The 25,470-nt window shown below is 64.5% G+C and carries 27 protein-coding genes; 8 read left to right on the forward strand and 19 right to left on the reverse strand.

Features of this window, described 5'->3' with window-relative positions; all coding sequences use genetic code 11:
- Positions 1 to 13: 13 nt before the first annotated feature.
- Together ACTXGA_RS09540 and ACTXGA_RS09545 are read right to left on the reverse strand one after the other, a co-directional pair.
- Complete coding sequence (locus tag ACTXGA_RS09540) at positions 14 to 796, reverse strand: tRNA1(Val) (adenine(37)-N6)-methyltransferase (RefSeq protein ID WP_443393043.1); 783 nt, start codon at positions 794 to 796, stop codon at positions 14 to 16.
- Positions 786 to 1,001 (reverse strand): putative signal transducing protein, encoded by a 216-nt coding sequence (locus ACTXGA_RS09545; RefSeq protein ID WP_443393044.1) that lies wholly within the window; start codon positions 999 to 1,001, stop codon positions 786 to 788. The genes ACTXGA_RS09540 and ACTXGA_RS09545 overlap by 11 nt, the downstream gene beginning before the upstream one ends.
- Before the next feature lie 54 nt (positions 1,002 to 1,055).
- On the opposite strand from ACTXGA_RS09545, the gene ACTXGA_RS09550 reads away from it, so the two are divergent.
- On the forward strand, positions 1,056 to 2,054 hold the full coding sequence (locus tag ACTXGA_RS09550; protein WP_443393045.1) for a polyprenyl synthetase family protein: 999 nt from the start codon (positions 1,056 to 1,058) through the stop codon (positions 2,052 to 2,054).
- 119 nt (positions 2,055 to 2,173) lie between these two features.
- On the opposite strand, the gene ACTXGA_RS09555 is transcribed toward ACTXGA_RS09550, so the two are convergent.
- The 3 genes from ACTXGA_RS09555 to ACTXGA_RS09565 form a co-directional block, all read right to left on the reverse strand.
- Positions 2,174 to 3,001, reverse strand: a complete 828-nt coding sequence (locus ACTXGA_RS09555; protein WP_443393046.1) for a 4-(cytidine 5'-diphospho)-2-C-methyl-D-erythritol kinase — start codon at positions 2,999 to 3,001, stop codon at positions 2,174 to 2,176.
- Positions 2,982 to 4,706: a tetratricopeptide repeat protein gene (locus ACTXGA_RS09560; protein ID WP_443393048.1), complete on the reverse strand. Its 1,725-nt coding sequence runs from the start codon at positions 4,704 to 4,706 to the stop codon at positions 2,982 to 2,984. Before ACTXGA_RS09560 ends, ACTXGA_RS09555 begins: the two co-directional genes overlap by 20 nt.
- Positions 4,707 to 4,823: 117 nt before the next feature.
- Complete coding sequence (locus tag ACTXGA_RS09565; protein WP_443393050.1) at positions 4,824 to 6,473, reverse strand: electron transfer flavoprotein-ubiquinone oxidoreductase; 1,650 nt, start codon at positions 6,471 to 6,473, stop codon at positions 4,824 to 4,826.
- Positions 6,474 to 6,650: 177 nt separating this feature from the next.
- On the opposite strand from ACTXGA_RS09565, the gene ACTXGA_RS09570 reads away from it, so the two are divergent.
- Positions 6,651 to 8,246 (forward strand): DMP19 family protein, encoded by a 1,596-nt coding sequence (locus ACTXGA_RS09570; RefSeq protein ID WP_443393052.1) that lies wholly within the window; start codon positions 6,651 to 6,653, stop codon positions 8,244 to 8,246.
- Positions 8,247 to 8,255: 9 nt separating this feature from the next.
- Here ACTXGA_RS09570 and ACTXGA_RS09575 read toward each other — a convergent pair whose 3' ends face one another.
- From ACTXGA_RS09575 to ACTXGA_RS09585, 3 genes are all read right to left on the reverse strand, one after another.
- Positions 8,256 to 8,777, reverse strand: a complete 522-nt coding sequence (locus ACTXGA_RS09575; RefSeq protein ID WP_443393053.1) for a GNAT family N-acetyltransferase — start codon at positions 8,775 to 8,777, stop codon at positions 8,256 to 8,258.
- Positions 8,778 to 9,049: 272 nt separating this feature from the next.
- Positions 9,050 to 10,036 (reverse strand): hypothetical protein, encoded by a 987-nt coding sequence (locus ACTXGA_RS09580; protein WP_443393055.1) that lies wholly within the window; start codon positions 10,034 to 10,036, stop codon positions 9,050 to 9,052.
- A 225-nt stretch (positions 10,037 to 10,261) separates the two neighbouring features.
- Positions 10,262 to 11,299 carry a hypothetical protein gene (locus ACTXGA_RS09585; protein ID WP_443393057.1) on the reverse strand — a complete coding sequence of 346 codons (1,038 nt, stop codon included), beginning with the start codon at positions 11,297 to 11,299 and terminating at the stop codon, positions 10,262 to 10,264.
- Between the two features lie 174 nt (positions 11,300 to 11,473).
- Here ACTXGA_RS09585 and greA point away from each other — a divergent pair, with 174 nt between their 5' ends.
- Together greA and ACTXGA_RS09595 are read left to right on the forward strand one after the other, a co-directional pair.
- Positions 11,474 to 11,944 carry a transcription elongation factor GreA gene (gene greA / locus ACTXGA_RS09590; RefSeq protein ID WP_443393059.1) on the forward strand — a complete coding sequence of 157 codons (471 nt, stop codon included), beginning with the start codon at positions 11,474 to 11,476 and terminating at the stop codon, positions 11,942 to 11,944.
- A 14-nt stretch (positions 11,945 to 11,958) separates the two neighbouring features.
- Positions 11,959 to 12,960, forward strand: coding sequence for a hypothetical protein (locus tag ACTXGA_RS09595; RefSeq protein ID WP_443393060.1), 1,002 nt, complete (start codon positions 11,959 to 11,961; stop codon positions 12,958 to 12,960).
- Between the two features lie 27 nt (positions 12,961 to 12,987).
- On the opposite strand, the gene ACTXGA_RS09600 is transcribed toward ACTXGA_RS09595, so the two are convergent.
- The 6 genes from ACTXGA_RS09600 to ACTXGA_RS09625 form a co-directional block, all read right to left on the reverse strand.
- Complete coding sequence (locus ACTXGA_RS09600; protein WP_443393062.1) at positions 12,988 to 14,244, reverse strand: molybdopterin-binding protein; 1,257 nt, start codon at positions 14,242 to 14,244, stop codon at positions 12,988 to 12,990.
- The gene (locus tag ACTXGA_RS09605) at positions 14,235 to 15,071 is read right to left on the reverse strand and encodes a molybdopterin guanine dinucleotide synthesis (RefSeq protein ID WP_443393063.1); all 837 of its coding nucleotides are present in this window, start codon (positions 15,069 to 15,071) and stop codon (positions 14,235 to 14,237) included. Before ACTXGA_RS09605 ends, ACTXGA_RS09600 begins: the two co-directional genes overlap by 10 nt.
- Positions 15,068 to 15,574: a molybdopterin-guanine dinucleotide biosynthesis protein B gene (gene mobB / locus ACTXGA_RS09610; RefSeq protein ID WP_443393064.1), complete on the reverse strand. Its 507-nt coding sequence runs from the start codon at positions 15,572 to 15,574 to the stop codon at positions 15,068 to 15,070. The genes ACTXGA_RS09605 and mobB overlap by 4 nt, the downstream gene beginning before the upstream one ends.
- Positions 15,571 to 16,200: a molybdenum cofactor guanylyltransferase MobA gene (gene mobA, locus ACTXGA_RS09615; RefSeq protein WP_443393066.1), complete on the reverse strand. Its 630-nt coding sequence runs from the start codon at positions 16,198 to 16,200 to the stop codon at positions 15,571 to 15,573. The genes mobB and mobA overlap by 4 nt, the downstream gene beginning before the upstream one ends.
- A complete protein-coding gene (locus tag ACTXGA_RS09620) occupies positions 16,197 to 16,754 on the reverse strand; it encodes a hypothetical protein (RefSeq protein ID WP_443393067.1) in 558 nt (185 codons plus the stop codon). The genes mobA and ACTXGA_RS09620 overlap by 4 nt, the downstream gene beginning before the upstream one ends.
- Before the next feature lie 76 nt (positions 16,755 to 16,830).
- Entirely contained in the window at positions 16,831 to 17,730 is a 900-nt protein-coding gene (locus ACTXGA_RS09625; protein WP_443393069.1) for a formate dehydrogenase accessory sulfurtransferase FdhD, read from the reverse strand.
- A 47-nt stretch (positions 17,731 to 17,777) separates the two neighbouring features.
- On the opposite strand from ACTXGA_RS09625, the gene ACTXGA_RS09630 reads away from it, so the two are divergent.
- The gene (locus ACTXGA_RS09630) at positions 17,778 to 18,503 is read left to right on the forward strand and encodes an AzlC family ABC transporter permease (protein WP_443393071.1); all 726 of its coding nucleotides are present in this window, start codon (positions 17,778 to 17,780) and stop codon (positions 18,501 to 18,503) included.
- Positions 18,500 to 18,817: an AzlD domain-containing protein gene (locus tag ACTXGA_RS09635; RefSeq protein ID WP_443393072.1), complete on the forward strand. Its 318-nt coding sequence runs from the start codon at positions 18,500 to 18,502 to the stop codon at positions 18,815 to 18,817. The genes ACTXGA_RS09630 and ACTXGA_RS09635 overlap by 4 nt, the downstream gene beginning before the upstream one ends.
- 13 nt (positions 18,818 to 18,830) lie before the next feature.
- Here ACTXGA_RS09635 and ACTXGA_RS09640 read toward each other — a convergent pair whose 3' ends face one another.
- The 4 genes from ACTXGA_RS09640 to ACTXGA_RS09655 all read right to left on the reverse strand — a co-directional run bounded on the left by ACTXGA_RS09640 (position 18,831) and on the right by ACTXGA_RS09655 (position 22,510).
- Positions 18,831 to 19,469 (reverse strand): hypothetical protein, encoded by a 639-nt coding sequence (locus ACTXGA_RS09640; protein WP_443393074.1) that lies wholly within the window; start codon positions 19,467 to 19,469, stop codon positions 18,831 to 18,833.
- A 40-nt stretch (positions 19,470 to 19,509) separates the two neighbouring features.
- Complete coding sequence (locus ACTXGA_RS09645; RefSeq protein ID WP_443393076.1) at positions 19,510 to 19,644, reverse strand: aa3-type cytochrome c oxidase subunit IV; 135 nt, start codon at positions 19,642 to 19,644, stop codon at positions 19,510 to 19,512.
- 125 nt (positions 19,645 to 19,769) lie between these two features.
- On the reverse strand, positions 19,770 to 20,810 hold the full coding sequence (locus ACTXGA_RS09650; protein ID WP_443393153.1) for an MBL fold metallo-hydrolase: 1,041 nt from the start codon (positions 20,808 to 20,810) through the stop codon (positions 19,770 to 19,772).
- Positions 20,810 to 22,510 carry an acyl-CoA dehydrogenase family protein gene (locus tag ACTXGA_RS09655; RefSeq protein ID WP_443393078.1) on the reverse strand — a complete coding sequence of 567 codons (1,701 nt, stop codon included), beginning with the start codon at positions 22,508 to 22,510 and terminating at the stop codon, positions 20,810 to 20,812. Before ACTXGA_RS09655 ends, ACTXGA_RS09650 begins: the two co-directional genes overlap by 1 nt.
- A 123-nt stretch (positions 22,511 to 22,633) precedes the next feature.
- On the opposite strand from ACTXGA_RS09655, the gene ACTXGA_RS09660 reads away from it, so the two are divergent.
- Positions 22,634 to 23,572, forward strand: a complete 939-nt coding sequence (locus tag ACTXGA_RS09660) for an L-threonylcarbamoyladenylate synthase (protein ID WP_443393079.1) — start codon at positions 22,634 to 22,636, stop codon at positions 23,570 to 23,572.
- Between the two features lie 285 nt (positions 23,573 to 23,857).
- Here the strand turns inward: ACTXGA_RS09660 and ACTXGA_RS09665 are convergent, their stop codons facing one another.
- Positions 23,858 to 24,439, reverse strand: a complete 582-nt coding sequence (locus ACTXGA_RS09665) for a YqgE/AlgH family protein (RefSeq protein WP_443393081.1) — start codon at positions 24,437 to 24,439, stop codon at positions 23,858 to 23,860.
- Positions 24,440 to 24,592: 153 nt separating this feature from the next.
- On the opposite strand from ACTXGA_RS09665, the gene ACTXGA_RS09670 reads away from it, so the two are divergent.
- The gene (locus tag ACTXGA_RS09670) at positions 24,593 to 25,390 is read left to right on the forward strand and encodes a protein-disulfide reductase DsbD domain-containing protein (RefSeq protein WP_443393083.1); all 798 of its coding nucleotides are present in this window, start codon (positions 24,593 to 24,595) and stop codon (positions 25,388 to 25,390) included.
- The last annotated feature ends 80 nt before the right edge of the window (positions 25,391 to 25,470 follow it).

A 25,470-nucleotide genomic window follows, 5' to 3' on the forward strand; every position in this document is an offset into this window, starting at 1 on the left:
ACGTTCAGATGCGTCAGTGCGCGCTTGCCGGAAATTCCAGCGCCGCGCCCCGGGTCATCACCGCCTCCAGACGCGGTGTATATCGGCCGCCGGGTTCGACATGGCTGTCGCCCTCGTGAATCACCACTCCGGCGTGAAAGCGGAACGCCGCGCGCCCGTCCTTGCGCCCCCGGACAAGGATCAGACGCGGCGCGCGCCCGGCCCTTGGCAGCAAAGGCAACAATTCCAGCGCCCCCAGCCGCCCCTGCATCGCGATCAGCAGGTCGGGCAGACGTTCTGCGCGCTGGATGAACGTGGCGTAGCCGCGCGGTTTCAGCCGTTTGGCGGCACATGTGACCCAGTCAGTCAGGGCGGTTTCACCGGCGCGGGCGATTTCGCGTTCTGCCTCATCGGCACCTATCCGCTTGCCGGTCTCGAAATAGGGCGGATTGGCAAAAACGTGATCGAAACTCTGTGCCTTCAGTGCCGGTGGGGGATCAGACAGGTCGCCGGTCAGGATCTCGCCGTCCAACCCGTTGCGAGACAGATTCCTGCGGGCAAGATCGGCGTAGCCCGGCTGCAATTCCAGCCCGGTCAGGCGCAGGCCTTCGACCCGGACACCAAGACAGCACAGACCCGGCCCCGCGCCGCAGCCCAGTTCAAGGACGCTCTGCCCCGGACGCGCTGCGATGGAGGCGGCCAGAACGACCGGGTCCGTCCCGGCCCTGTACCCCTCGCGCGGTTGCAGCAGCCGCACGCGCCCGCCCAGCATGGCGTCTTCGCTCAGCGCTTCGGGGGCGAAGGGCTCAGCCCTCAAAGTTCACACCGGCCTCGCGCAGCACGCGCCGGGCGTAGTCCAGCTCATCGGTGCGCACCATCAGGCGGCGCGGCAGAATGCCTATGGATCCTTCGAGGACGCTCATGTTTACGTCCAATTCAAAGCTGTCTATACCCTCCTCGTTCAGGAGGGTTTGGACCAGCGGGATCAGCGTGATGTCGTTTGTGCGCAAGAGCTCTTCCATGTCGGGGATGTAAGGACAAGGCGCACGGTTTGTCGAGCCTTGCACGGGAGTTTGATGAGCTTGGACGAAGGCATGCAAAAGCCGCACGAACGTCTCGCCGCCCTGCTGGCGGGGGATCTGGATCAGGTCAACGCGCTCATCCGTGAGCGGATGGCATCAGAGCATGCGCCGCGCATCCCCGAGGTGACCGCCCATCTGGTCGAGGCCGGGGGCAAGCGGCTGCGGCCCTTGCTGACGCTCGCTTCGGCCCGGCTGTGCGGATATGACGGCCCCTACCACATTCATTTGGCGGCGACGGTGGAGTTCATCCACACCGCGACCCTGCTCCATGACGACGTGGTCGATGAAAGCAAGAAGCGGCGCGGGAGGCCCACGGCGAACCTGTTGTGGGACAACAAGTCGAGCGTTCTGGTCGGTGACTACCTCTTTGCGCGGTCGTTCCAGTTGATGACAGAGACGGGCAACCTGCGGGTGCTGCGCATCCTCAGCGATGCGGCGGCGACCATTGCCGAGGGTGAGGTGCTGCAGCTGACAGCGGCGCAGGATCTGACGACCTCTGAGGCAATCTATCTGCAGGTGGTGCGGGGCAAGACGGCGGCGCTGTTTTCCGCCGCGACAGAGGTGGGCGGCGTGATTGCGGGCCGGCCGGAGGAGGAGGTTCAGGCGCTGTTCGATTACGGCGACGCGCTGGGGATCGCCTTTCAGATCGTGGACGACCTGCTGGATTATTGGGGATCGGACGCGACGGGCAAGAACGTGGGCGATGACTTCCGCGAGCGGAAGCTGACCCTGCCGCTGATCAAGGCCTTTGCCGCCGCTGATGAGGGGGAAAAGGCGTTCTGGAAGCGGGTCATCGAAAAGGGTGACCAGCGCGAGGGCGACCTTGAGGAGGCGATCAGCTTGCTCAACAAGCATGGCGCGCTGGAGGCGACCCGGGACGAGGCGCTGGCCTGGGCCGCGCGGGCGAAGACGGCGATGGAAGGGCTGCCTGCATCGGAGATGCGGGACCTATTGATCGACCTGAATGACTACGTGGTGAGCCGGGTCAGCTGATCCCCTGAAAATGGTTGTCCACGCGTGGACAGCTTAGGGGGAATGCCAGATCAATGGGTTACAGGCGCGATTTTACGAATCCTTAGGATTTGACCCTGCCGCTAGGGCCGCTTTGGCACTCAGCGCAGGGTGCAGGCGCGGACCCACCAAGCGGGATGAGAGGCCGCGAGAGCCTGAGCGCCCCGCTGGGCGGAAACCCCATCATCGAACAAGGCAAAACAGGTGGCGCCGGAGCCGGACATGCGCGCAAGCCGCGCGCCGTCGAGCGCTGAAAGCCCCTCCAACACGTCGGCAATCACCGGCTGCACCGCAATCGCGGGAGCCTGAAGGTCATTGCGCTGCTGCGCCAGCCAGCGCAGGGCCGAGGGCGCGTCGCAGCCATCGGGCAAGGGCGACATCGGCGGGTTGTCCTTTTGCGCAAGCGCGTGAAAAACCGACGGTGTCGGCACCTCGACGCCCGGATTGACCAGAACCGCGTGCAGGGGGGGCAGCGTCAGCGGCTGCAGCTCATCCCCGACGCCCTGCATCCGCGCCGCCCCTGCCAACATGCAGACCGGCACATCCGCCCCCAGTTTCGCGGCATCGCCGGTGAAGGGGCGGTCAAACACCGCCTCCATCGCGCGCAGGACCACTGCCGCGTCAGACGACCCGCCGCCGATCCCGGCAGCGGCGGGCAGATGTTTGTCCAAAGTGATCGCCACCGGCGCGCCAAACGCCTCTGCCGCCTTCCAGCAGAGGTTGCGCGCGTCTTCGGGCACGCCTGCCGCCCTTGGCCCGGTCACACGCAACGACATCTGCGCCGCGCGTGCCACGCTGAGCCGGTCGCCCACATCGGCGAACATCACCAGCGAGTCGAGCAGGTGATAGCCGTCCGGGCGCTGACCGGTCACATGCAGGGCAAGGTTGATCTTGGCCGGAGCGAAACCCTCAATCGCCGGTGTTGTCATCCGCGACCTGCGGCGCTGCGGCGCCTTCTTCCTTCAGAACCTGATGCAGCCCGACGTCGATCTTGCGCTTGATGCGCTCGGGGTCGGCCTCTTCGGCGGCGTCCTCCCAATCGACGAAAGACAGCGCGCGTTTCCACATGAATTCGGCCTCACGCTCACGCCCGACCATCCAGTAGACGTCCCCGAGGTGGTCGTTCACGATGGGGTCGATGGGCATGAGTTCAGCGGCGCGTTCCATGTGCGGCACCGCCTCTTCGAAGCGGCCCAGCCGGTAGAGAACCCAGCCAAGGCTGTCGACGATGTAACCGGAGTTCGGGCGCGCCTCTACCGCGCGTTCGATCATGTCCAGCGCCTCGTCCAGCTTGACCTTCTGTTCGACCAGCGAATAGCCCAAATAGTTGAGCACCTGCGGCTGTTCCGGGTTCAGCTCCAGCGCCTTGCGGAAATCGGCCTCTGCCTGATCCCACATATCCTGCCGTTCGTAGGCGATGGCGCGGGCGTAGAACAGGAACCACTGCCGTTCCGAAAGATCATCGTAGAGGCCGACAGCGGCGCTATAGGCCTCGACCGCCTCGGCATGGCGTTCCTCGGCGCGCAGGTAGTCACCCAGGGTCGACCAGACCACCGGCAGATCGCCGTGGGTCTTGGTCAGGGCCTCCAGCACGGCGATGGCCTCTTCCATCTTTTCCCCGGCGCGCAGGGATTCGGCACGGCCCAGTTCGGCGGCGTGAAAGGCGGGATCGTCCGCCGCGACACGGCCATAGGTTTCCTTGGCCAGTTCGTGCTGGCCAAGATCATTGAGCACATCCGCCGACAGCAGGATGGCGTCGATGTGATCGGGGCGCAGGTATTCGGCCACGCGCGAATAAAGCAGGGTCAGGTCGTCGCTGTTCTCATTCGAAAGCGCGCCCGCGACGGTATAGAACACCTCTGCCAGACCATCGCGCGGCGAGGCGACATGGGTGAAATCCAGAGTTTCCCCCGCCTCAAGGCGTTCCAGCATCCGGGTCAGGCCGGGATCGAGCGAGCGGCCAAAGGACCGTTCGAGCAGTTCGATCGCGTCCTTGTTGCGGTCCAGCTGGCTGAGCATTTCCGCATGCGCCATGACACCGCGCCGGGTGGCGGAAAGGCCTGCGGCATCGCGGCTGGCCAGAATTCCGGCGGCGGTTTCGAAGTCGCCGACCGAGGCGAGGGCAAATGCCTTGTGATAGGCAGCAAAAGGCCCAAGGCCGCGGATGGTGGCGACCTCGTCAAAGGTTGTGACAGCGGCGGTCATGTCGCCGGTGCCCAGTTGTGCCCAGGCCTTGATCAGGCCATCGGCCAGCGGGCCGATGCCCTGCTTGGCGTCCACGGCGGCGATGATGGCCTGATAGGCCTCTCCGCGCGCGTCGCGGGCGATCAGCGCAAGCTGGCCGATCTGGCTGGCCACGCCCTGCTGACCCAGACGGTCCGCATAGGTCGAGGCGCCGTCGATATCGCCCAGCGAAATCGTGGCGAGCACCGCGCGTTCAAGTAGTTCCGGGCGGCCCGGGTCACGGGCAAGGGCGCGGGCATAGAACCGTGCGGCGTTCTTGTAATCGCCCAAAAAGCTGGCCTGCCGCGCCGCGAGATAGTCGCCCGCGAAGCCCTGAGCCGAGGTCAGTGTCGGCACGGCGAGCGCCGCGGCCAGTAGGCCCGCGCGGAGGGTCTGTGTCCAAGCTGTCAAACTGCCGATCTCCCTGTTGGTCTTTGAGGGAAAGCCTAGTGCGCTTGGACAGGCAAGGCAATCGGGCGCACCGGGGTGACGGCCCCTTGGGGGCCATCACTTCGGCGCGAGTGCCTTTTACATGTTCGGATAGTTCGGCCCGTCGCCGCCCTGCGGCACCGTCCAGTTGATGTTCTGGCTGGGATCCTTGATGTCGCAGGTCTTGCAGTGGACGCAGTTCTGGAAGTTGATCACGAAGCGCGGGCCGCTGTCGTCCTGGACCACCTCGTAGACGCCGGCCGGGCAGTAGCGCTGTGCCGGTTCGTCGTATTTCGGCAGGTTGATCGCGGTCGGCACGTTGGGGTCTTTCAGCTTGAGGTGGGCCGGTTGGCTTTCCTCGTGGTTGGTAAAGCTGAAGGAAACGTTCGTCAGGCGGTCAAAGCTGAGTTTGCCATCGGGTTTGGGGTAGTCGATGGGCTCAAAGACCTGCGCGCTGCGGGTTGCCTCGGCGTCGGATTTGCCGTGGCTGAGTGTGCCGAAGAGGGAGCCGCCGAACAGCGAGTTGGTCCACATGTCCATGCCGCCCAGCGCGAGGCTGGCCGTCAGGCCGTAGCGGGACCAGAGCGGTTTGACATTGCGGACCTTGAAGAGATCCTTGCCGATGGCGCCGGTCCGCACCTCTGTTTCGTAGTCGCCCAGTTCATCCGCCGAGCGGCCCGCCTGCAGCGCGGCATAGGCGGCCTCTGCCGCGGCCTTGCCGGACAGCATGGCGTTGTGGTTGCCCTTGATGCGCGGCACGTTGACCATGCCGACCGAGCAGCCCAGCAAGGCGACACCGGGGGCCACCATCTTGGGCATGGACTGATAGCCGCCTTCGCTGATGGCGCGGGCGCCGTAGGCCACGCGCTTGCCGCCTTTCAGCAGTTCGGCCACCATCGGGTGATGCTTGAACCGCTGGAATTCCATGTAGGGATAGAGGTGCGGGTTCTCGTAGTTCAGGTGGACGACAAAGCCGACGTAAACCTGGTTGTTCTCGATGTGGTAGATGAACGACCCGCCGCCCGCGTTGGAGCCCAGCGGCCAGCCCATGGTGTGGGTGACGGAGCCTTCCTTGTGCTTGGCCGGGTCGATCTCCCAGATCTCCTTCATGCCAAGGCCGAATTTCTGCGGGTCCTTGCCCGCGGAGAGGTCGTACTTGGCCATCACTTCCTTGGCGAGCGAGCCGCGCACGCCCTCGGCGATGAAGACGTATTTGCCGTGCAGTTCCATGCCCGGCTCATAGGCGGGTCCGGGGGTGCCGTCGGGGTTCTTGCCGAATTCGCCCGCGACGACGCCTTTGACTTCGCCGTTGTCGCCGTAGACCAGTTCCGAGCAGGCCATGCCGGGGAAGATCTCGACGCCCAGCGCCTCGGCCTGTTCGGCCATCCAGCGGCAGACATTGCCCATGGAGACGATGTAATTGCCGTGGTTGTTCATCAGCCCGGGCATCGGCCAGTTGGGGATGCGGATCTGGCCCGCCTCGCCCAGCATGTAGAAGTTGTCGTCGCGCACGGGAACATTCAGCGGCGCGCCTTTTTCCTTCCAGTCGGGGATCAGCGCGTCCAGCCCGCAGGGATCCAGCACCGCGCCCGACAGGATATGCGCGCCGATTTCCGATCCCTTTTCCAGCAGCACGACATCAAGGCTGTCGTCCAGTTGTTTCAGGCGGATCGCGGCGGACAGGCCTGCGGGCCCTCCCCCAACGATGACGACGTCGTATTCCATGGCTTCGCGCTGCACGTCGGACATTCCGGCACCCTCCCAGGCGGCTGTGAAATTTTCTTTCGGGACGGTGTAACGCGGCGGCGCAGCATGGGTCAATTGCGACACGGCGTTACAACCGCCGAATGCGACCAAGGGCCCGGACAGTTGCACCCGATGGGCGTTTTCGGCATGTCCGGGGCGTTATTCGTGAAATGGTGCCTCATGTCCCGCATTTACCAGCCCAATGACCCCATGTTGCCGCTGCTTTTGGCTGACGGCGTATTCAACCAGTCCATAACCGGTCCGGCGCAGGCGCTTGTCGAACATGTGAATGCGCTGTTCGGCGGCGGCTATACCGCTGATACGCTACGCGACGATTTCGCCGATTTTTATTGCCTCGATCACTATGTCGGCCAGGTGAACAACGGCGGACACAGCCAGTTCGTGCACAATTCACATGAGCATCTGATGACCAATCTGGAGCGCGCGGGGCGCGCGGCGCTGCGGCTGGACCTGCCCGAACTGGCCGAGACCATTGGTGCCTGTGCCGATTGGTGCCGCGCCAATCCCGAAGAGGCCGCCCGCCAGACCGGCTTTGACGTGCGGGCCGATGCGCTGAACGCTCTGGACGAGAAGTTTGCTGGTCTGCGGATGTCGGATGACGAGTTGCGCGCTCTGCTGGCGCAACAGCCCGCTTCTCTGCGCCAAGACCTTGAACAGCGGCTGTTTCTGCCGGACGGTGCCGACGCGACGATCCGCCAATTCGCCGAAGCCGCTTATGAAATGGCCGGACCCATCCCCCCGGAAATCGCGGTCATTCAGGCCAGCACCCTTTTGGATCCGCTGATCGAACGGCGGATGACCACCCTTTATGGCGCGACGCCGTCCGAGACCCGGGACAGGGCCATGGTCCGTGAGCGCGAACACCTGAGCATCGGGCTGAACAAGCAGTTCGACAAGATGACCCGCGAGCAATGGGTCGCCGAACTGATCCACAGGACCACGCGGGCACTTGGGCCGGATCTGTATGACCGCGACCGGTATTATACCTTGGCATGGCTGTGGCTACGGCAGCATCCGGACCTTGAACTGGTGCCGCGCGATTCCTTGGCCCCACGGCGGCAAGAGATGATCGCCCAAAGTCCTTTCACGGCCGCGGAACGCGGCGCGCGTGTACTGGACCGCCTGAACCGGCTGATCCCCAGCGATAACAAGCTGGCGCTGGCCCGGGCGCTGGGTCAGGTGCCGACCGATGGCACAATGCCCTTTGCAAAGGGCACCACATGGAGCGATCCGGCCAACACTCTGGAACGCCAGCGGCACGTGATGGACACCGAGTTGGGCAAACTGTTTCTGGTGAAAGACAAGGGTACTGTTTCCATGCACGCTCTGGCGAATTCGTATTGGCGGCAGGCGATGGCAACCCTTTGGACTCTTGGGTCGCAGATGGGGGTTGTATCGATCAACCGGGCAAAGCAGCGCGCCCGGACGCTGCTGGCCCCACGTGCCGGGCGGCGTGTGGGGAAGGCGGACGTGTCGCCCGAAGTGGCGCAAGTGATGCGCAACCTGCACATCCCCGAAGCGCTGGGGTTGTGGTCCGACGATCCTGCAGCGTTTCGAATGCTGGAACGCGGGCTTGTCACGGCAATCGACACGCGGGTGCCAAGCTTGGATTTCACGTTCCCTGGTGACCCCGGTCCGATCCGCATCAAGGCCGATGCGCAGAGCGTGAGTATCAAACAGGGGGAGGACATACGCCCCTACACACGCGCGGTTTTGCAGAGGTTTCGCGCCGAGCGCACCCGCAATATCGGTTGATCGCTTCGCTCAAGGGCTTTCCATTGCATAAACCCAGACCTCTGCCTCTGGTTCATGCGGGGCCCTTGTCCCGTCCGTGATGGCGCCCAGCCGCCTCGCCACGGCCTGTGAGCGCGTATTCTTGGTATCGATGTAGCTGTGCAGCCGATCCAACCCCAGATCCTGTGCGGCCCATCTTTTTACGGCCGTGGCCGCTTCGGTGGCATAGCCTTTCCCCTCGGCGCCTTCGAACAGATGCCATGCCAGTTCAATATCGGGCCAGCCCGAATGCTTGATCAGACCCACGCGACCGACGGGCTGCCCCGTCTGCTGCAGGACAACCGTGAAGAAGCCGAAGCCGTGCCATTGCCAGTGGCCGATGCCGGTCAGGAACCCGTACCAGGCCTGTTCGGCTGTGACCGTCTCTCCCTGCGCTGCCATCGAGGGGGCGCTGGTCATGAAACGGGTGAACGCGGGCAGATCATCCCGCTCGGGTCCCCGCAAGATCAGCCGCTCTGTCGTCAGAACGGGGGCGGTCGAGAGTGTTTTCATCGAATGCCTTTCCGGAAGCAAGACCCAAGGTCCGGGCACGTTCGGTTGTGTGAACCGTTGCTCTGAAACCGGCGATAGGGTGGCCGGGACACCAGCTTCTTTTCTTCCTGGTGCAGCTTTGGCGACCCTCGTTGTAAGTGCAGAGCCATATCGATCAAAAACTCCCGCAGAAGTCTTGGGTTGCCTATCAAGCTTGATGCCTGCTGCGCGGACGAAGTGTGCATTCGCTGCTAGTACACCAATGACCGCTTCAAGAAAATGAACCGAGGACTCTAAAAGGGGATTTCGTCGTCTAGACTACGCGATCTTGTAGCGTCTGGAAGCGCGCCCGACGGTAACGCTTGATTGGTTACGGTAAACAAATTGAGAATATCATCTCTGTCCATAAACATGATCTGACTTCGCTTGGTTGCATCCAGCTTTTCACCTATCCAGTTTTTGGCCTGCTTAGTGATTTCACCTCCTGCAACGATGAAGGCGTGATCTACAAGCGCTTTCTTACTTGTCTCAGGATCAAAGATTTCGTGCCCCAGCATCATGAGAACCTGTTGATATATTTCAGATATGTTCTTGTTGCTTCCTTTGCTCATACCTGCTGCGTCGAGCTTCCCTTTCTTTGCTTGGATTCCAAAGTAGAGCACATGTTGCGTCGGCAAGACGTAACGCATCCAAATGTCTTTGCCGTATTCTAGTGCTTTATCTTTATGCCCCGCTGCTTGAATGCGATGAAAACCTAGCTGCCGAAACAGCGGCAGTAGCACCTCCTCGATTAGCTCGTCTTCAGAGCATTGATTGAGATAACCGCTCAGGCTGTTTCGACGCTCCAATTCCTTGGGTGTAAACGGTCGATGAGGGTTAGCTGCCTGGGAGATTGTTTTTGTTCCGATATGTCTGATGTATAGGAGGTCGTCTTCTCCGTAGTAGGCTTCGAAACCTTCACGGAAGAAGGGCTTGTTGATGTGTTCGAGCGCAAGGCTGCGATCAGGGTCATCTTCCTCGGCGTCTGCCTTGTGCATAAGAACTCGAAAAACATGCACAAATCGTTCCGGAAGAACGTATGGCCCCGATGACGGTTCGGCCAAGAGTTCGGCAAGTACGCCAACAGTCCACGCCCAGCGTGTTGAGCCATCGTGTGCGTAGTCCATATCGCATTCCTCGAAGAAGCGCGTGATGTAGCTGCTAGAGCGATATGGAAAATGCGGGGCATCGCCGATTACTGTTTCAGCCAAGTCTCGCAAGTTCCTGTCTTTGAATTTCATTAGTCACACCTTGCGATATCAAGAACACAGTTTGAGAGGCTGGGTTTGTTGCCGTCCATTACTTCGAACTTCGAGAACAGACGTTCGCGTAACCTGCAGCAATTGTCAAAAAGTGCTCCAAACCGACATTCCGCACTAAGCCCCGGACTCCTTGGCCTGCACCATGATGAGCAAAGGGGCGGTCAGGACCGCCCCTTTGCTTACACATCCCGGCTTGGCTGACGGTCAGTAGACCGGCAGCACGTCGATCTTGCCGCGCGCGGCGTTGACTCGCAGCAGACGGTAGGCATTGGTGCCGAAATAGAGCGTGCCATCCGGCGCCTCCCCCATGGCCGTCACCCATTCCGCCGGGCCGCCGCGCAGGCGTTCGGCCGAGAGCAGCCCCTGCGCCGCGCCCCCGGCAACGGGGACAAAGCGGATTTCCACGCCGTTGGTCAGGATATAGGTCTCGCCCTTGGCATCGATGCCGGAGAAGTTGAAGTAATCCTCGCCCAGATCGATCAGCGCGCCGGACCCATCGGCCCCCAGCGTCATCGAATCCCGGTTCGTGCGCAGGATCATCATCTGGTCACCGGACATGCGCACCGCCTTGGGGTAGGACACCCGGTACGGGGTTTCCGCGGTTTCAAACGTCCCCGCCCCGAAATCGACGGTCACCACGTTCGAGATGTAGCCATCGGTCTTCTGCTTGAAATCCGCCTCCTGCAGCTTGGTCAGGTCGGCGGGTTGTTCCTGTTTTTCCTCTAGATCGGACTTGGTGTAGCCGGTCAGGATCAGCGCCTTGCCCGCGCCGGGGGCCAGCGCGATCATGTCGGACTTCAGCTTGCCCATGACGATGCGCTGGGTCTGCTCGCCATTGGCGGCGGAGAGCAGGCGGACGGAATCGTCCTTGTAATGTTCATCCAGCACGGCAAGCGTGTCGGACTGGGCGTCATAGACCATTTCATCCACGTCGCGCGCGGACCATGCAAAGCTCATGTCGGCGGTCTTGTAGGCGTTCAGGTTGTCCGCATCGTCGCGAAAATACACCAGTTCGCCATTGGCGCCGTGAACGATCTGGCGCACCAGTTCGGAGACATAGCGGCGGTCCGTCACCTCCAGCGTGTCGGCATCGACGGTATAGACGGTCCGGTTGGAACCACCCACAAGCACCGTCTTGCCATCGGCGGAGACGCTGATCGTTTCGATCGACTGGGCCTGAACGGCGGGGGTCAGCAGGGTCGCGGCGGCGAGCCCCAGAACACAAGTAATAAATGAACGCATGACAAAAATATCCTGTTTCGTTGATCCAGAAAGGATGCCGCCCACAAGATGATATGTCAAACATCGCGGCAACCGGTAAAAACCCGCTGGTAGGAGGCGCCGCTTGGCTTTACATCGACAAGCCACGCGACGACACTCCACCAGACCCGTTCCCAAGGCAAAGACGATCCAAGAATGGACAAGATCCTGATGACCCGCGCGGGTTACACCGCGCTCGAAACCGAACTGAAGCACCTCAAGTCCGTTGAGCGCCCGACCATCATCAAGGCGATCGCAGAGGCGCGTGAACTGGGCGACCTGAAGGAAAACGCCGAGTATCACTCTGCCCGGGAGAAACAGGGCTTTATCGAAGGCCGGATCAAGGAGCTGGAAAGCGTGATCGGCCTTGCCGAGGTGATCGACCCTAAGACCCTGTCCGGCGCGATCAAGTTCGGCGCCACGGTCAAGCTGGTCGATGAGGACACCGACGAGGAAAAGACATGGCAGATCGTGGGTGAACACGAGGCCAGCGTCGAAAAAGGCCTGCTGAACATCAAATCGCCCATTGCCCGCGCCCTGATCGGCAAGGAGGAAGGCGACAGCGTCGAGGTGAACACCCCCGGCGGCAGCAAGTCCTACGAGATCCTGAGCATCGCCTACAAGTAAGGCCGAGGTCCGCCATGACCGACCCAAAGGACGCCAGACCCACCCTGCCCGGCCTGTACCCGCATGACCGGAGCGAAGGGCTGACCGGCATCGAAATCACCGCCGCGGTGGCTTCGGTGATCTGGGTGGTCGTTTCTGGCCTGTATTTCCTTGGCGGTGGAGCCGAGGCGGCGCAGGGCCTGCAGTTCCTGCTGGGCTTCATGGTCATCGTGCTGCCGGTGGCGCTGATCTGGGTGGCTGCGCTGTCGCTGCGCGCGGCCCGGGTGATGAAGGCCGAAAGCGCGCGACTGCAGGCGGCCATCGACGCGATCCGGCAGGCCTATGTGGCGCAGGCGCAAAGCGGCAAGGGACAGCCGCCGCACCCGCAACTGGTCAAGCGTCTGGACGACATCGCCAGCGCGCAAAAGAACCTGGAGGCGACGCTGGCCATGCTGGGCGGGATCCGGCAGGCGGGCGGCCCCCACGGCATGCCCGCGCCAGAGGCGGCAGAGGGCGAACATCAGCCCGCGCTGGCGCTTGGTACGCCCGCCGAGGCGCTGCAACCCAGCCTGTCGAACGCCGACTACATCCGCGCCCTGCACTTCCCGGAAACCGCCGAGGACACCGAGGGCTTTGCCGCCCTGCGCCGGGCGCTGAAGGACCGCGGCGCGGCCAAGCTGATCCAGGCGGCGCAGGACGTGCTGACCCTGATGAGCCAGGACGGCATCTACATGGACGACCTGCGCCCCGACATGGCGCGCCCCGAGGTCTGGCGCGCCTTTGCCAAGGGCGAACGCGGACGCGCCATCGCCCCGTTGGGCGGTGTGCGCGACCGCTCGTCGCTGGCGCTGGCGGCGGGACGGATGAAACAGGACCCGATTTTCCGCGACGCCGCGCACCATTTCCTGCGCCGCTTCGACACCAGCTTTTCCGGCTTCGAACCCGAGGCATCGGACGAGGAAATTTCCGCCCTCGCCTCGACCCGCACGGCGCGCGCCTTCATGCTGCTGGGCCGGGTGGCAGGCACCTTCGACTGACGGCGCAGACTTGACCCCAAGCCGTCGTCAGGACCCGAAACTGCCGAAGGGGATGTAGCGGACCGGGGTTCCCGGTTCCACCTGATGAGCGTGATCGGGCAGTTCCACCAGACCTTCGGCCCAGCTGAGACCCGAGATGCGGCCAGAGCCTTCGGATTTGAAGACCTCGGCGCGGCCATCGCGAATACGGGCGCGCAGGTATTCGCGGCGGCCCGGTTTCTTGTTCTTCGAAAACGCGGCGGGCACGGTGAACCCCTGCGGTGCGTCCCAATCGGCCCCGGCCAGCAGGCGCAGGGCGGGACGGGCAAAAATCAGGGTGCAGACCATGGCGGCGACCGGGTTGCCCGGCAGGCCGAAGACCGGCTTGCCCTGCCACAGGCCCAGCGCCAGCGGGCGGCCCGGTTTCAGAGCGATGCGCCATGCGGTCAGCGCGCCGGTTTCTTTCAAAAGCGCCGAGACGTGATCCTCATCCCCGGCAGAGGCCCCGCCCGAGGTCAGGATCACATCCGCCTCGGCACTGTCGAGGCGGGCGCGCAGGGCGTCGCGATCGTCCGGGACTTGCCCAAGGTCCACCGGCGCGTGGCCGAAGCGGGCGATCAGGCTGAGCAGCATCGGGCGATTGGCGTCGTAGATCTGGCCCGGGTCGGCCTCTGTCCCCACCGGGACGACCTCATCGCCCGTCGACAGGACGCCGACGCGCAAGGGCGCGCGGACCGGCAGATCGGACAGGCCGGTGGCGGCGGCAAGGGCCAGATCGGCGGGGGTCAGCACGCGGCCCCGGGGCAGGATCACCGCGCCTGCGGTCACGTCCTCGCCCGCACGGCGGGTGTTTTGCCCCGGTTTGACGGGGCCGCGAAAGGCGACATGGGTGGCGCTGGTGGTGCAGTCCTCATCCAGAACCACGGTATTGACGCCCGTGGGCAGGCTTGCGCCGGTCAGGATGCGGATGGCGTGGCCCGTGGGAACCGTGCCGTCGTAGGCCAGACCGGCGGCGGCGCGGCCCTCGACCAGCGGCAGGGTGATCTCGGACTGGCCTGCCACCGCTTCGGCGGCAAAGCCATAGCCGTCCACGGCGGTGTTGGGCAGCGGCGGATTGGACCGCCGCGCCGTCAGGTCCTGCGCGAGCACCCGGCCCGCGGCCTGCATCAGAGGCAGGCTTTCCTGCGCTGTGACCGGGGTCAGGCGGTTGCGCAGCAGCGACAGCGCCTCATCCACCGGGGTCCAGTTCACGCCGGGCGGCAGGGCGAAGCAGTCGTTGCGCAGGGGCGGCGGTTTCAGCGGCATGCGTCCAGCAGCTCCTTTTCATGTCCCAGGCCCAGTATCCAGCCCTCGTGCGGGGCATCGACGGCCAGCATGTCCGCCAACCGATCCGGCGCGAGGCGGCTGAGTGCCCGGGCCAACAGCGAGACCTGAACAGCATCGCGGATGTTGTCCGGCCCCGTGGCCGCGCGCACCGCGTCATTGATCAGGCCGGGCCAGATTTCGACAAGCGCAACCGGGCGGTCCAGCCCCTCGAACGGCCAGACGGCGACCTGACCGGCAAACCGTTGCCGCAGGCGTTCCAGCACGGGCAGCCCCATGATGACCTGCGATCCCACGGCCCCCGCCCCGGCCATCTGCCAACAGGTGAAGGTGCCCTTGGCATGGCTTTCACAGGCGCGCCGGTCCGGAAATGGGTTCGTGTAACCGGTCTTGGTCCGTGGCAGGCCGGGAATGTCGCGGCGCAGCCCGTTGCCCCAGAACGGCCCTGTCCCGCCGTAGCGCCGATTGAACCCGGCGCCGATATCGAAACGGTTGTTCGACTTTGGGCTGTCCTCGACCAGTGTTTCGAGATGCGCCCAGAAGGCCAGCGGATCCGCGCAGCCAAGCACATCCGCGGTGAACCCGCGCGGGTAGGCAAAGGGGAAATCAAAGCCGATCAGCAGGCGATGCCCGCCCGACAAGGCCGCCCGGATCAGGGATGTCAGGCGGTCTTCGGCCTGCGCGCGGTTGCGGTGGTATTCGGGGTCCTGCCCCGCCTCGCCGATCCAGATCGCGTCCTTGCGCGGGCGCGGGCCGGTATCGTTCCCGCCCGACCAGTCGACCATGACGAAGCGGTCAAACGCGCTCATTCCGCCGCCTTTGCCAGCCCGACCTCCGCGAGGATGAAATCGGCGATGGCTTGCGTGTCGTTCAGGTCGAACACCGGGCGGTCCAGCGTCAGCGGGCTGTCCGAGGCGACGGCGCGGATTGTCGGATCATCGGGGGCAATCAGGGGATTGCCGGTCTCGGCGCGATGCGCCTCTACCTTGGGGTGGCGGTCGCGTTTGTAGCCTTCGACCAGCACCAGATCGACGGGCGAAAGCCGCGCCAGCAGCGAGTCCAACGTCGGTTCCTCGGCCCCGCGCAGTTCGACCATATGCGCCACGCGCTTGCGCGAGGACAGGATGACCTCTGACGCGCCGGCGTGGCGGTGGCGATAGCTGTCCTTGCCGGGGTGATCGACGTCGAAGGTGTGATGCGCGTGTTTGACGGTGCTGACGGTCAGGCCCCGGCCCGTGATCTCTGTCACCAGCCGTTCCATCAGCCCGGTCTTGCCGGCGTTTTTCCAGCCTGTCACACCATAGAGCCTCATAGCAGCGCCTCCGCCTGCGCCAGATCTTCCGGCGTGTTCACGTTGAAAAAGGGATCGAAGGGCGTGCTTGGGAACAGCGCCTCGCGCCCGCCATGCGGATCGGTCCAGAGCACGACCTTTTTCAGACCATCCTGAAGGGCGGCGCGCAGATCATCGCGCAGGGCCACCGGCCAGAGGCCGAAGGTGGGGTGCCGGATCAGGCCGGAGCGGGATATGCTGCGGGTCTGCGCATCGCCCTTGGTGGCGGCAAGGACCAGCGGATGGGTCTGCCCTTCGGACGCCATCAGCAGGCGCGGGACCAGATCGCAGGGAAAGAAGGGCGTGTCAGCGGCGACGCTGACCAGCGTGTCGGCGCCCTGTTCCGCCGCCCAGTCCAGCCCGGCCAGCACCCCGGCCAGCGGGCCGGGAAAATCGGGCAGGCTGTCGGGCACCACCGGCAGGCCGTAGCCGGCAAAGCGCGCCGGATCGCCATTGGCGTTCAGCGCCAAAGCTTCGACCTGCGGCGACAGCCGGTCGATCACGTGGCTCAGCAGGGTCTGCCCGCCAAGTGACAACAGCGCCTTGTCGCCGCCGCCCATGCGCGTGGCCAGACCGCCCGCGAGGATCACGCCATGGGGTGGAGTCACGTCTCACCCTCATCTTGCCGAAGCGCGGTTCGCCACCAAACATCGATGTCGCCAAGGACATCCTGCAAATCGCCTGCCAGCGACAATTGCCTGTGCGGCAGCACGAGTGCTTCATCGGCTATGCGCAACACTGTGATGTCTCCTTGGGTCACTATTTCGTCTACCAGCCGCCATCCCACTTCGCGAAGGGAGTAACGACTTTGGAAGGCCAAACCGTTCTCTGATAGAATCGCTGTTGCGCGTGTATCCTCCCAGTCATGTGGGCCGGATGCTCGTAGCCGTTCATCGATGATCACACCGAACCGCATCATGACGAATCCCGCGAAAAGCGCCAAAAAAGGTAGCCACCGCTCCAGTGTGGGATTCGACACACCACCGGCCCGCAATCCCCAAAGCGCCAAAGTGGTCAGCAGGACAGTGAAACTCAAAACGACCAAAACGTTATACGCATAGCGAGCCCATAGCCATTTGCCGCCAGGACCGCGATCGACCAACCGCCAGCCTTTGACGATCTCTTCGTCGTTCGGCCAATAAAGAAATGCGTGAGCGGTCATGTCGACCCAGCCGAGTTCAGTCGCCGATCACCTGAAAGGAGCGACGAACTTGCTTCCACCAACACCGGATAAAACCTCATTGCCCCCCCTTACGTCGGGACTTGCGGTCCTCATCAGGCACGGCGGAGGGGTCGACATCGCGCACCAGCCGTTCGGCGCCGGACAGGCAAGTAAAGCGCTGTCCGCGCATCCGCCCGATGCAGGTCAGCCCCACCTGACGGGCGATTTCCACGCCCCATGCGGTAAAGCCCGAGCGCGAGGCCAACACCGGAATGCCCATCAGCGCCGTCTTGATCACCATTTCCGAGGTCAGCCGCCCGGTGGTGTAGAGGATCTTGTCATGGGCGGGCACGCCTTCGCGGAACATCCAGCCGGCGATCTTGTCCACCGCGTTGTGGCGGCCCACGTCCTCCATGTAGACCAGCGGGCGGTCGCCCTGACACAGGACGGTGCCGTGAATGGCCCCGGCCTCTAGGTACAGCGAGGGGGTGCGGTTGATCTTGTGCGCCAGCGCATACAGCCATGAGGTGCGCACCTCTGTCGCGGGCAGGCTGACCTGTTCCAGCCCCTCCATCATGTCGCCAAAGACGGTGCCCACGGCGCAGCCCGAGGTGCGCGTCTTCTTCTGCATCTTTTCCTCGTAGGTGGTCTGCGAGGCGGTGCGGACCACGACAGTTTCAAGCTCTTCGTCGTAATCGACGCCGGTGATCTGTTCGCCGTCCTCCAGCATGCCCTGATTGCGCAGAAAGCCGATCGCCAGATATTCGGGGTAATCGCCGATGGTCATGGCCGTCACGATTTCCTGCCGGTTGAGGAAGATCGTCAGGGGGCGTTCCTCGACCACGCGGATTTCCACCTCGGCGCCGGTCTGGTCGGTGCCGGTGACGGCGCGCGTCAGGCGGGCCGACGCGGGGTCCGGCGCGATGAGATAGTCAGACGCGAAGTCACTGATCGGATTGTCCGTGGGCGATTGCATCGGGCGTCCCGCTTGGCTACGGCGTGGGGTGAATTGAAGGTGTAGTGATGAACCACACAGACACGATGTCAAGCTATTGGCGGGGGGTACGGACCGCCCTGCCCTTTCTCTTTGTGGTGGCGCCCTTTGCCATGTTGTTCGGCGTGGTGGCCGCGGATGCCGGGCTCAACCTGTTCGAAATCGTCAGTTTTTCCGTGGTGGTCATTGCGGGCGCGGCGCAGTTTACCGCCGTGCAACTGATGCAGGACGGCGCGCCGACGCTGGTTGTGGTGATCTCTGCGCTGGCGGTGAACCTGCGGATGGCGATGTATTCGGCCTCTATCACGCCGCACCTTGGGCACCTGCCGATATGGAAGCGCGTGCTGGTGGCCTACTTCCTCGTCGACCAGACCTTTGCCGCCTCGATCGTCGAATATGAACAGCGGCCAGAGATGACGCTGTCCCAGAAATTCGCCTATTTCATGGGGGTCATGACGCCGATCTGCCCGTTCTGGTATCTGTTCACCGTTGTCGGCGCGCTGGCCGGAGAGGCGGTGCCGCCGGAACTGGGTCTGGATTTCGCGCTGCCCATTGCCTTTATCGCGCTGTTTGCGCCCGGTCTGCGGACCGGGGCGCACCGGGCGGCGGCGCTGGTGGCGGCCGTCATGGCGCTGAGCTTTGCCTGGCTGCCCTATAACCTAGGCCTGATCGTAGGTGCCTTGGCGGGCATGATGACAGGCGCAGAGGTGGAACGCCGGGGCGACCTGCCCGCAGACCGGAGGCCGGGCGCATGACGGACCTGTGGATCGTGATCATTGTGCTGGGGCTGGGCTCTTTCGGGCTGCGGTTCGTCTTTTTGGGGCTGGTCGGGGACCGCGCCATGCCGGACTGGCTGTTGCGCCACCTGCGCTATACGGCGGTGGCGGTGATGCCCGCGCTGGTCGCGCCGCTGGTGGTCTGGCCCAGCGCCACGAATGGCGAGACAGATCCCCTGCGCCTGATCGCGGCGGCAGCGGCACTGACGGTCGGCTATGTCTGGAAGAGCCTCTACGGCGCGATGGGCGCAGGCGCCGCCGTCATGCTGGCGGGCGCCTGGCTGCAGTTCTAAGCGCGAGCGGGGTTTATTGCCCGGCGCGCTGCTGCTGGCGCTGCTGCGCCTCCAGCTGGGCAATGGCGGCGTTCTTGTCGTCCGAATCGTTTTCGCGCAGCACGCGTTCGGTGACATTGGGCAGCTTGGCAAAGGCCTCTGCCAGCCCGTTGGGACGCCAGATGCCGCGCATCGACTCGAACCCGGGCAATTTGCTCAACAGGTCGGAGACCGCGTTGGAACAAAGCGCCGCGCTGACCGCGCCGCGCTGCTGCGCCAGTTGCAGAGCCCGTTCGGCAACCGGCCCGGAAACCGGCTTGCTGAGGACACGCATGCGATAGGTGCTGCGGGCGTGCGCGCTTTCGAAGAAGGTGCGCGCGGTCGGCGTGATACCGTAAAGCACGTCGCCGATTTCCGGCACGCCGGTAAAGCGTACCGAGCCAGCCGGATCAAAGATCACCCGCTGCGACGGCGCGTTGATCAGCATCGAGGAATGCGCCCCCGATCCCGAGCGGTTGTTGATCATCGTGTAAAGGACAATCTCCGGCGGGCCGTCATGCCGATAGGCGGCGCGCGCTGCTGCCTCCGGCGTGGCATCCGGACCGGAGACATTGCCGCAACCGGCCAACAATGCCGAGGCGCCGAGCCCCGTCAAAACGAAACGTCTGTCCATACAGCTGTCCCCTGCCCGGAGTACGCCGCCCCGAGGGCGATCAGGTGGTGAAGATCGCCATGAAGATCACGATGCACAGGATCACGATCACCGAGCGGATCGTGAAATTGATGAAGCCCTCGAAGGTCTTCTCCTGCGTGGTGATGTCCATGCTGCCGTGCTTGTGTTCAGCCATGTTCTTGTCCTGTGGCATGTTCGTTGAATGCGTTCAGCCTTGGGTTAGCGCAATTCCGCGCCCCTGTCACGGGCTGCGGGGTGGCAAGTATGTCGCGCCCCACGCAGACGTGAGCGGGGCGCGGCTCAGACCGCCTGAAACAGCCAGGCGCCATCGGCGCGTTTTTCGCGGGTGGCGCGCCCGGTGTGCCAGAGGTGCAGGCAATGGGCCATCGCCTCGACCAGTGCCAGACCGTATTCGCCAGATCCGATGCGCCGCTTGAACAGCGGCGGGAAACAGTCGCCCGCCGTTGCGGGCGTGGTCAGATGGGCGTGCAGGCGGTTCAGGGCGCCGTGGTGATTCTCGATCAGTTGCGACATGCGCGTGCCCAGCCCGGTAAAGGGCAGCTTGTGCCCGCCCAAGACCAGATGCCCGGGCCGCGCCAGCAGCGCCAGCCGCTCGCAGCTTTCCAGCCAGTCGGCGACAGGGTCGGCCTCTGGCTCTGTCGCGTAGACGCCGAGGTTGGAACTGATCGAGGGCAGGATCTGGTCCCCCGCCAGCACAAGATCATCGTCACGCGACCACAGGGTGGCGTGTTCGGGCGCGTGTCCGTTGCCGATATGGACCTCCCAGTTGCGGCCACCGGCGCGCAGGACGTCGCCCTGTTTGATCCGGGTGTAGCCCAGCGGCATCGGCGCCACGACATCGGCAAAGTTGAAGGGGCGTTCCTGCATCCGCTCCTGCAGGATCTCGGGGGCCATGCCCGCCGCGCGCCAATAGGCCAGCGTTTCTTCGGTCGGGCGGTCCTGTGCGTCCAGTTGCAACATGCGCGCAAACAGCCACGCCGTGCGCGTGGTCAGCAATTGCGCGCCGTGGTCCTTTTGAAACCAGCCCGCCAGCCCCATGTGATCCGGATGATGATGCGTGACGATCACGCGGGCGATTGGCTTGCCCTGCAGCGGTCCCGCCATCAGGTCCCGCCAGATGGCGCGCGATTTTTTTGACGCAAAGCCGGTGTCGACCAGCGTCCAGCCATCGCCCTCATCCAGCGCGTAGACATTGACGTGGTCCAGCTTCATCGGCAGCGGCAGGCGCATCCACAGCACGCCCTCGGCGATTTCGACCGCCGTCCCCGGCGCGGGCGGCACTTCCCAAGGGTAGCGAATGCCCTGCAAACCGCCGTCCATCACGCCACGAGGTCCTCTGTCCGAATGTCCGCCAGTGACCGCAGATCCGCCCGTGCCTCGGCCAGCAGGCCAACGTGCTCCGGCAACATCCGCTGGATGTAGAAGGCCGCCAGCCGCGCATCGGCACTGTCGGGGTTGGCCATCGCGGCGCGCAGGTGGAAATGACCGCCCAAAACGCGTGCAAAACCCATCAGGAAGGGCACCGCACCACCAAACCGGTCGGCCATGTCGCGCGCCACCAGCGCCTCTGCCGTTTCACGCAGGGTCTCTGCCGCCTGCCAGACCGGTTCAGCCAGATCGGGCAGGCTGCCGCGCGCGGTTTCTGCCCCGGCCTCGATCTCATCCAGCAGGGCAAAGATCGCCTCGCCGCCGTCCATCATCTTGCGCCCCACAAGGTCCATGGCCTGAATGCCGTTGGTGCCTTCGTAGATCGCCGTCACCCGCACGTCGCGCAGGTATTGCGCGGCGCCGGTTTCCTCGATGAAGCCCATGCCGCCATGCACCTGGATGCCCAGATTGGCGACAGTGATGCCGGTTTCGGTGCCGAAGGCCTTGCAGATCGGGGTCAGCAGGGCCGCGCGGTTCTTCCAGTCGGCCTCTCCGGTGGCCTTGCTCATGTCGATGGCGACGGCCAGCGACAGGGCGATGGCGCGGGCGGCAAAGACATCCGCCTTCATCGTGGCCAGCATCCGGCGCACATCCGCATGGCCGATGATGGTGCCCTCAGGGCTGCGGCCCTGCGTGCGCTCCTGCGCATAGGCCAGCGCGTGCTGATAGGCGCCTTCGGCGACGCCGATCCCCTGCACACCCACGCCAAGGCGGGCGTTGTTCATCATGGTGAACATGGCGCGCATCCCGTCATGTGGCTCACCCACCAGCCAGCCGGTGGCGCCGTCATACTGCATCACGCAGGTCGGAGAGCCGTGCAGCCCCATCTTGTGCTCTAGGCTGACCACCTTCAGCGAATTGGCCACGCCGGGCTTGCCCTCTGCATCGGGAATCAGTTTCGGAACAAGGAACAGGCTGATCCCCTTGGTGCCCGGCACGCCATCCGGCAGACGCGCAAGGACAAGGTGGCAGACGTTTTCGGTAAAATCGTTGTCGCCCCAGGAGATATAGATCTTTTGCCCGGTGACGGCATAGGTGCCATCGCCATTGGGTTCCGCCTTGGAGGTCAGCGCGCCCACATCCGATCCGGCCTGCGGTTCGGTCAGGTTCATGGTGCCCGCCCATTCGCCGGAAATCAGCTTGGGCAGGTAGAGATCGCGGATCTCATCGCTGGCGTGGTGTTCCAGCGCGTCGATCTGGCCCTGCGACATCAGCGGGTTCAACTGCAGCGACAGGCAGGCCGCGCTCTGCATGTCGTTGATGACCGTGGTGACGGTCAGCGGCAGGCCCATGCCGCCATAGGCTTCCGGCGCCGACGTGGCGATCCAGCCGCCCTCTGCCAGCGCCTTGTACGCCTCGCCAAAACCCTTCGATGTGCGCAGTTTGCCGTTCTCCAGCCGCGCCGGGTCAAGATCCCCCACCCGTTGCAGCGGGGCCAGCACCTCATCACACAGCTTGGCCGCCTCTCCCAAGACGGCGGCGACGGTTTCGGGCGTGGCCTCGGCAAAAAGGTCGGTTGCGGCGACATCGCCATAGCCGACCACGTCGTTCAAAAGCGTCATGTAGGCATCAATCGGCGTACGAAATGGCATATGGTTCTCCTCCGGCTTGGCAAGCTGCTGCGGCTCTAGTAGCACGCCGCTCATGCGCTTCGCAGGGTAACCCGACGCGCAATCGCATCAACCCAAACGCCGCGTCACGAGAGGAGCGCCGCGATGCCCGCAGAGAGGCTGAGCGCCAGTACAGAGGATCTGACACGCGCCGCCGGGCTGCTGGCGGCTGGCGGTCTGGTCGCCTTCCCAACCGAAACGGTCTACGGGCTGGGCGCGGATGCGCGGCAGGACCACGCGGTGGCGCGCATCTACGAGGCCAAGGGACGACCGGAGTTCAATCCGCTGATCGTGCATCTGGCCGATCTGGACGCGGTCAAGGCGCTGGTGGTCTGGAACGAGGCCGCCGAGGCGCTGGCGCAGGCCTTCTGGCCCGGCCCCCTGACGCTGGTGCTGCCGATCAGGCCCGGCGCAGGCATCTCCAAACTGGTGACGGCGGGGCTCGACAGCCTCGCGGTGCGGATGCCCGCGGCCCCGGTGGCACGGGAATTGCTGCGGATCTTCGGCGGCCCGGTGGCGGCCCCCTCGGCCAACCGCTCCGGCCAGATCAGCCCGACGCGCGCCGCCCATGTGCTGGACGGCCTCGGCGACCGGGTCGAGGCGGTGGTGGACGGCGGCGCCTGCGATGTGGGGCTGGAGTCGACGATCCTCGGCCTGACCGGTACGCCGACGCTGCTGCGCCCCGGCGGCGTGACGCTGGAACAGTTGGAGGAGGTTCTGAACACCCGCGTCGCCCTGCGCCGCGACACGGACGGCATCACCGCACCGGGGCAGATCCGTTCCCACTACGCGCCGCGCGCGACGGTGCGCCTGAACGCGGTCGAATTCGAACCGGGCGAGGCGCGGCTTGGCTTTGGTCCGGTGGACTGCGACCTCAATCTCTCCCCGGCCGAAGACCTGACAGAGGCCGCCGCCAACCTCTTTGAATATCTGCACCGGCTGGATGCAACGGGCGCCAGCCAGATCGCGGTCTCGCCGATCCCGCACATCGGCCTCGGCGTCGCCCTGAACGACCGCCTCAGCCGCGCCGCCGCCGACCGTTGACGCCTGCCCCGAAAGGGCCTGTTCGCCGGAGCCATCTCTCGCTTGATGCCGAAAAGAAGCGGAGCGTCGCCCGATACAAGGGGGCGCAGCCCCGCGCGGCACGCGCGGCTTGCCCTTGCGTCGGGCAACGGTCTGTTTCAGGCAGCAAATCAGCGAGCGATGGATCTGGCGGACGGGCCCGGGCCTGTTCACTGGTGGATCTTGAAGCGGCAACCGCGCGCCCGCAGGGCGCGCGCCGGTCGACCCGCGCAAGCGGGGCGAAAAACCGAATCGTCAGACCTGACCTCAGGCGCGCCCGCCGGCCGAACTGAGCGCCATTGCCGCCACGCCAAGGGTGCCCAGCGCCGCCTCCCACTTGTCCATGTCGGCCAGGTCAAAGATCAGATCCGGCGTGGCATCGCAGACCAGCCAGCCGTTGTCGGCGATCTCGCTTTCCAGCTGGCCCGCCGCCCAACCGGCATACCCCAGCATCATCATCCATTTCGCCGGTCCCTCGCCCTTGGCCAGGTCTTCGAGGATGTCCAGCGTTGCGGTCATGTGAATGTCGCCGCGCACTTCCAAGGTGGTCACGATCGACCTGTATTCGGGTGTATGCAGCACGAAGCCGCGCCCCATTTCCACCGGCCCGCCGAAATGCACCGCGCGCCCGGACAGGTCCGAGGCGGAATCGATGTTCAGCTGCGCCAGCAGCGTGGGCATGTCCACATCGTCGCTGGGCTTGTTGATGATCAGCCCCATCGCGCCTTCGTCGGAATGGTCGCAGATGAAAACGACGCTGTGCTCGAACCGCGGATCCCCCATGCCCGGCATGGCGATCAGAAGGTGCCCGGTGAGATTGGTGGGAGAGGTGAGGCTCGCGCCCGCCATGTGCCGCCCTTTTCAAGTTGCGTTTTCGTAACATGGCCCCTCGGGACGGGGCTGGCAAGGGCTCGCGCGGGGCTCACAAAGCCGTCACCTCACGGGATCCTTCGCCGGAACGTGACTTTTCATTTCAGTCCGGACACGGCAAGAGAATTCCTCATGAAGAGACTCCTGCTGATAACCCTGCTTGCCCTTGCGCCGCTTTCGGCCACGGCGGGCGATTTCGACGACGTGATCCAGGCGGATTTGCTGCCCGGATGGCGGCTGCCCAATGGCGATCACATGGCCGCGCTGCGCATGCGCCTTGCGCCCGGGTGGAAGACCTACTGGCGCACGCCCGGTGACGCGGGCATCCCGCCGCAGTTCGACTGGCGCGGTGCGCAGAACACCCGCGCCGTGGGCGTGCACTGGCCCGCGCCCGAGGTGTCATGGCAGGAAGGCATGCGGTCGATCGTCTACAAGAACGAGGTGATCCTGCCGCTGCGCGTGACGCTGAAAAACGGCACACGGGATGCCCGGCTGGGCGGTGTGATCGAGATCGGCATCTGCAAGGACGTCTGCATGCCGCACAGGGTGCGTGTTTCCGCTCAGCTGCCCGCCGATCAGAAAAAACCCGATCCGGCCATCGCTGCCGCCCTGGCGGACCTGCCCTTTGGCGCAGGGGATGCCGGGGTTTCTGCCGTCTCCTGCCGGATTGCGCCGGCGGCCAAGGGCATGGACCTTCGCGTGTCCATCGACATGCCGCGCGGCACCGGGCGCGAGGAGACGGTGATCGAAACCTCTGACCCGAATCTCTGGGTCGCTGACCCCGAGACCTCTTGGCAGGGGGGACAGTTGGTGTCCTCCACGCTGATCCGGCATTCGTCGGGCGGGACCTTTGCGCTGGACCGCTCCACGCTGCGGATCACGATTCTGGGCGGTCGGATGCCGGTGGAACTGACGGGCTGTACCAGCTGACTGTAGGCAGGTTCGATCCGCGGGCCGTTGGATAGCGGCGGGTCTGTCGTGCTGTATCGTTGTGGGTCTGAGTGGCGGCC

The organism is Antarctobacter jejuensis (genome assembly GCF_052266595.1).
Lineage (GTDB): Bacteria > Pseudomonadota > Alphaproteobacteria > Rhodobacterales > Rhodobacteraceae > Antarctobacter > Antarctobacter jejuensis.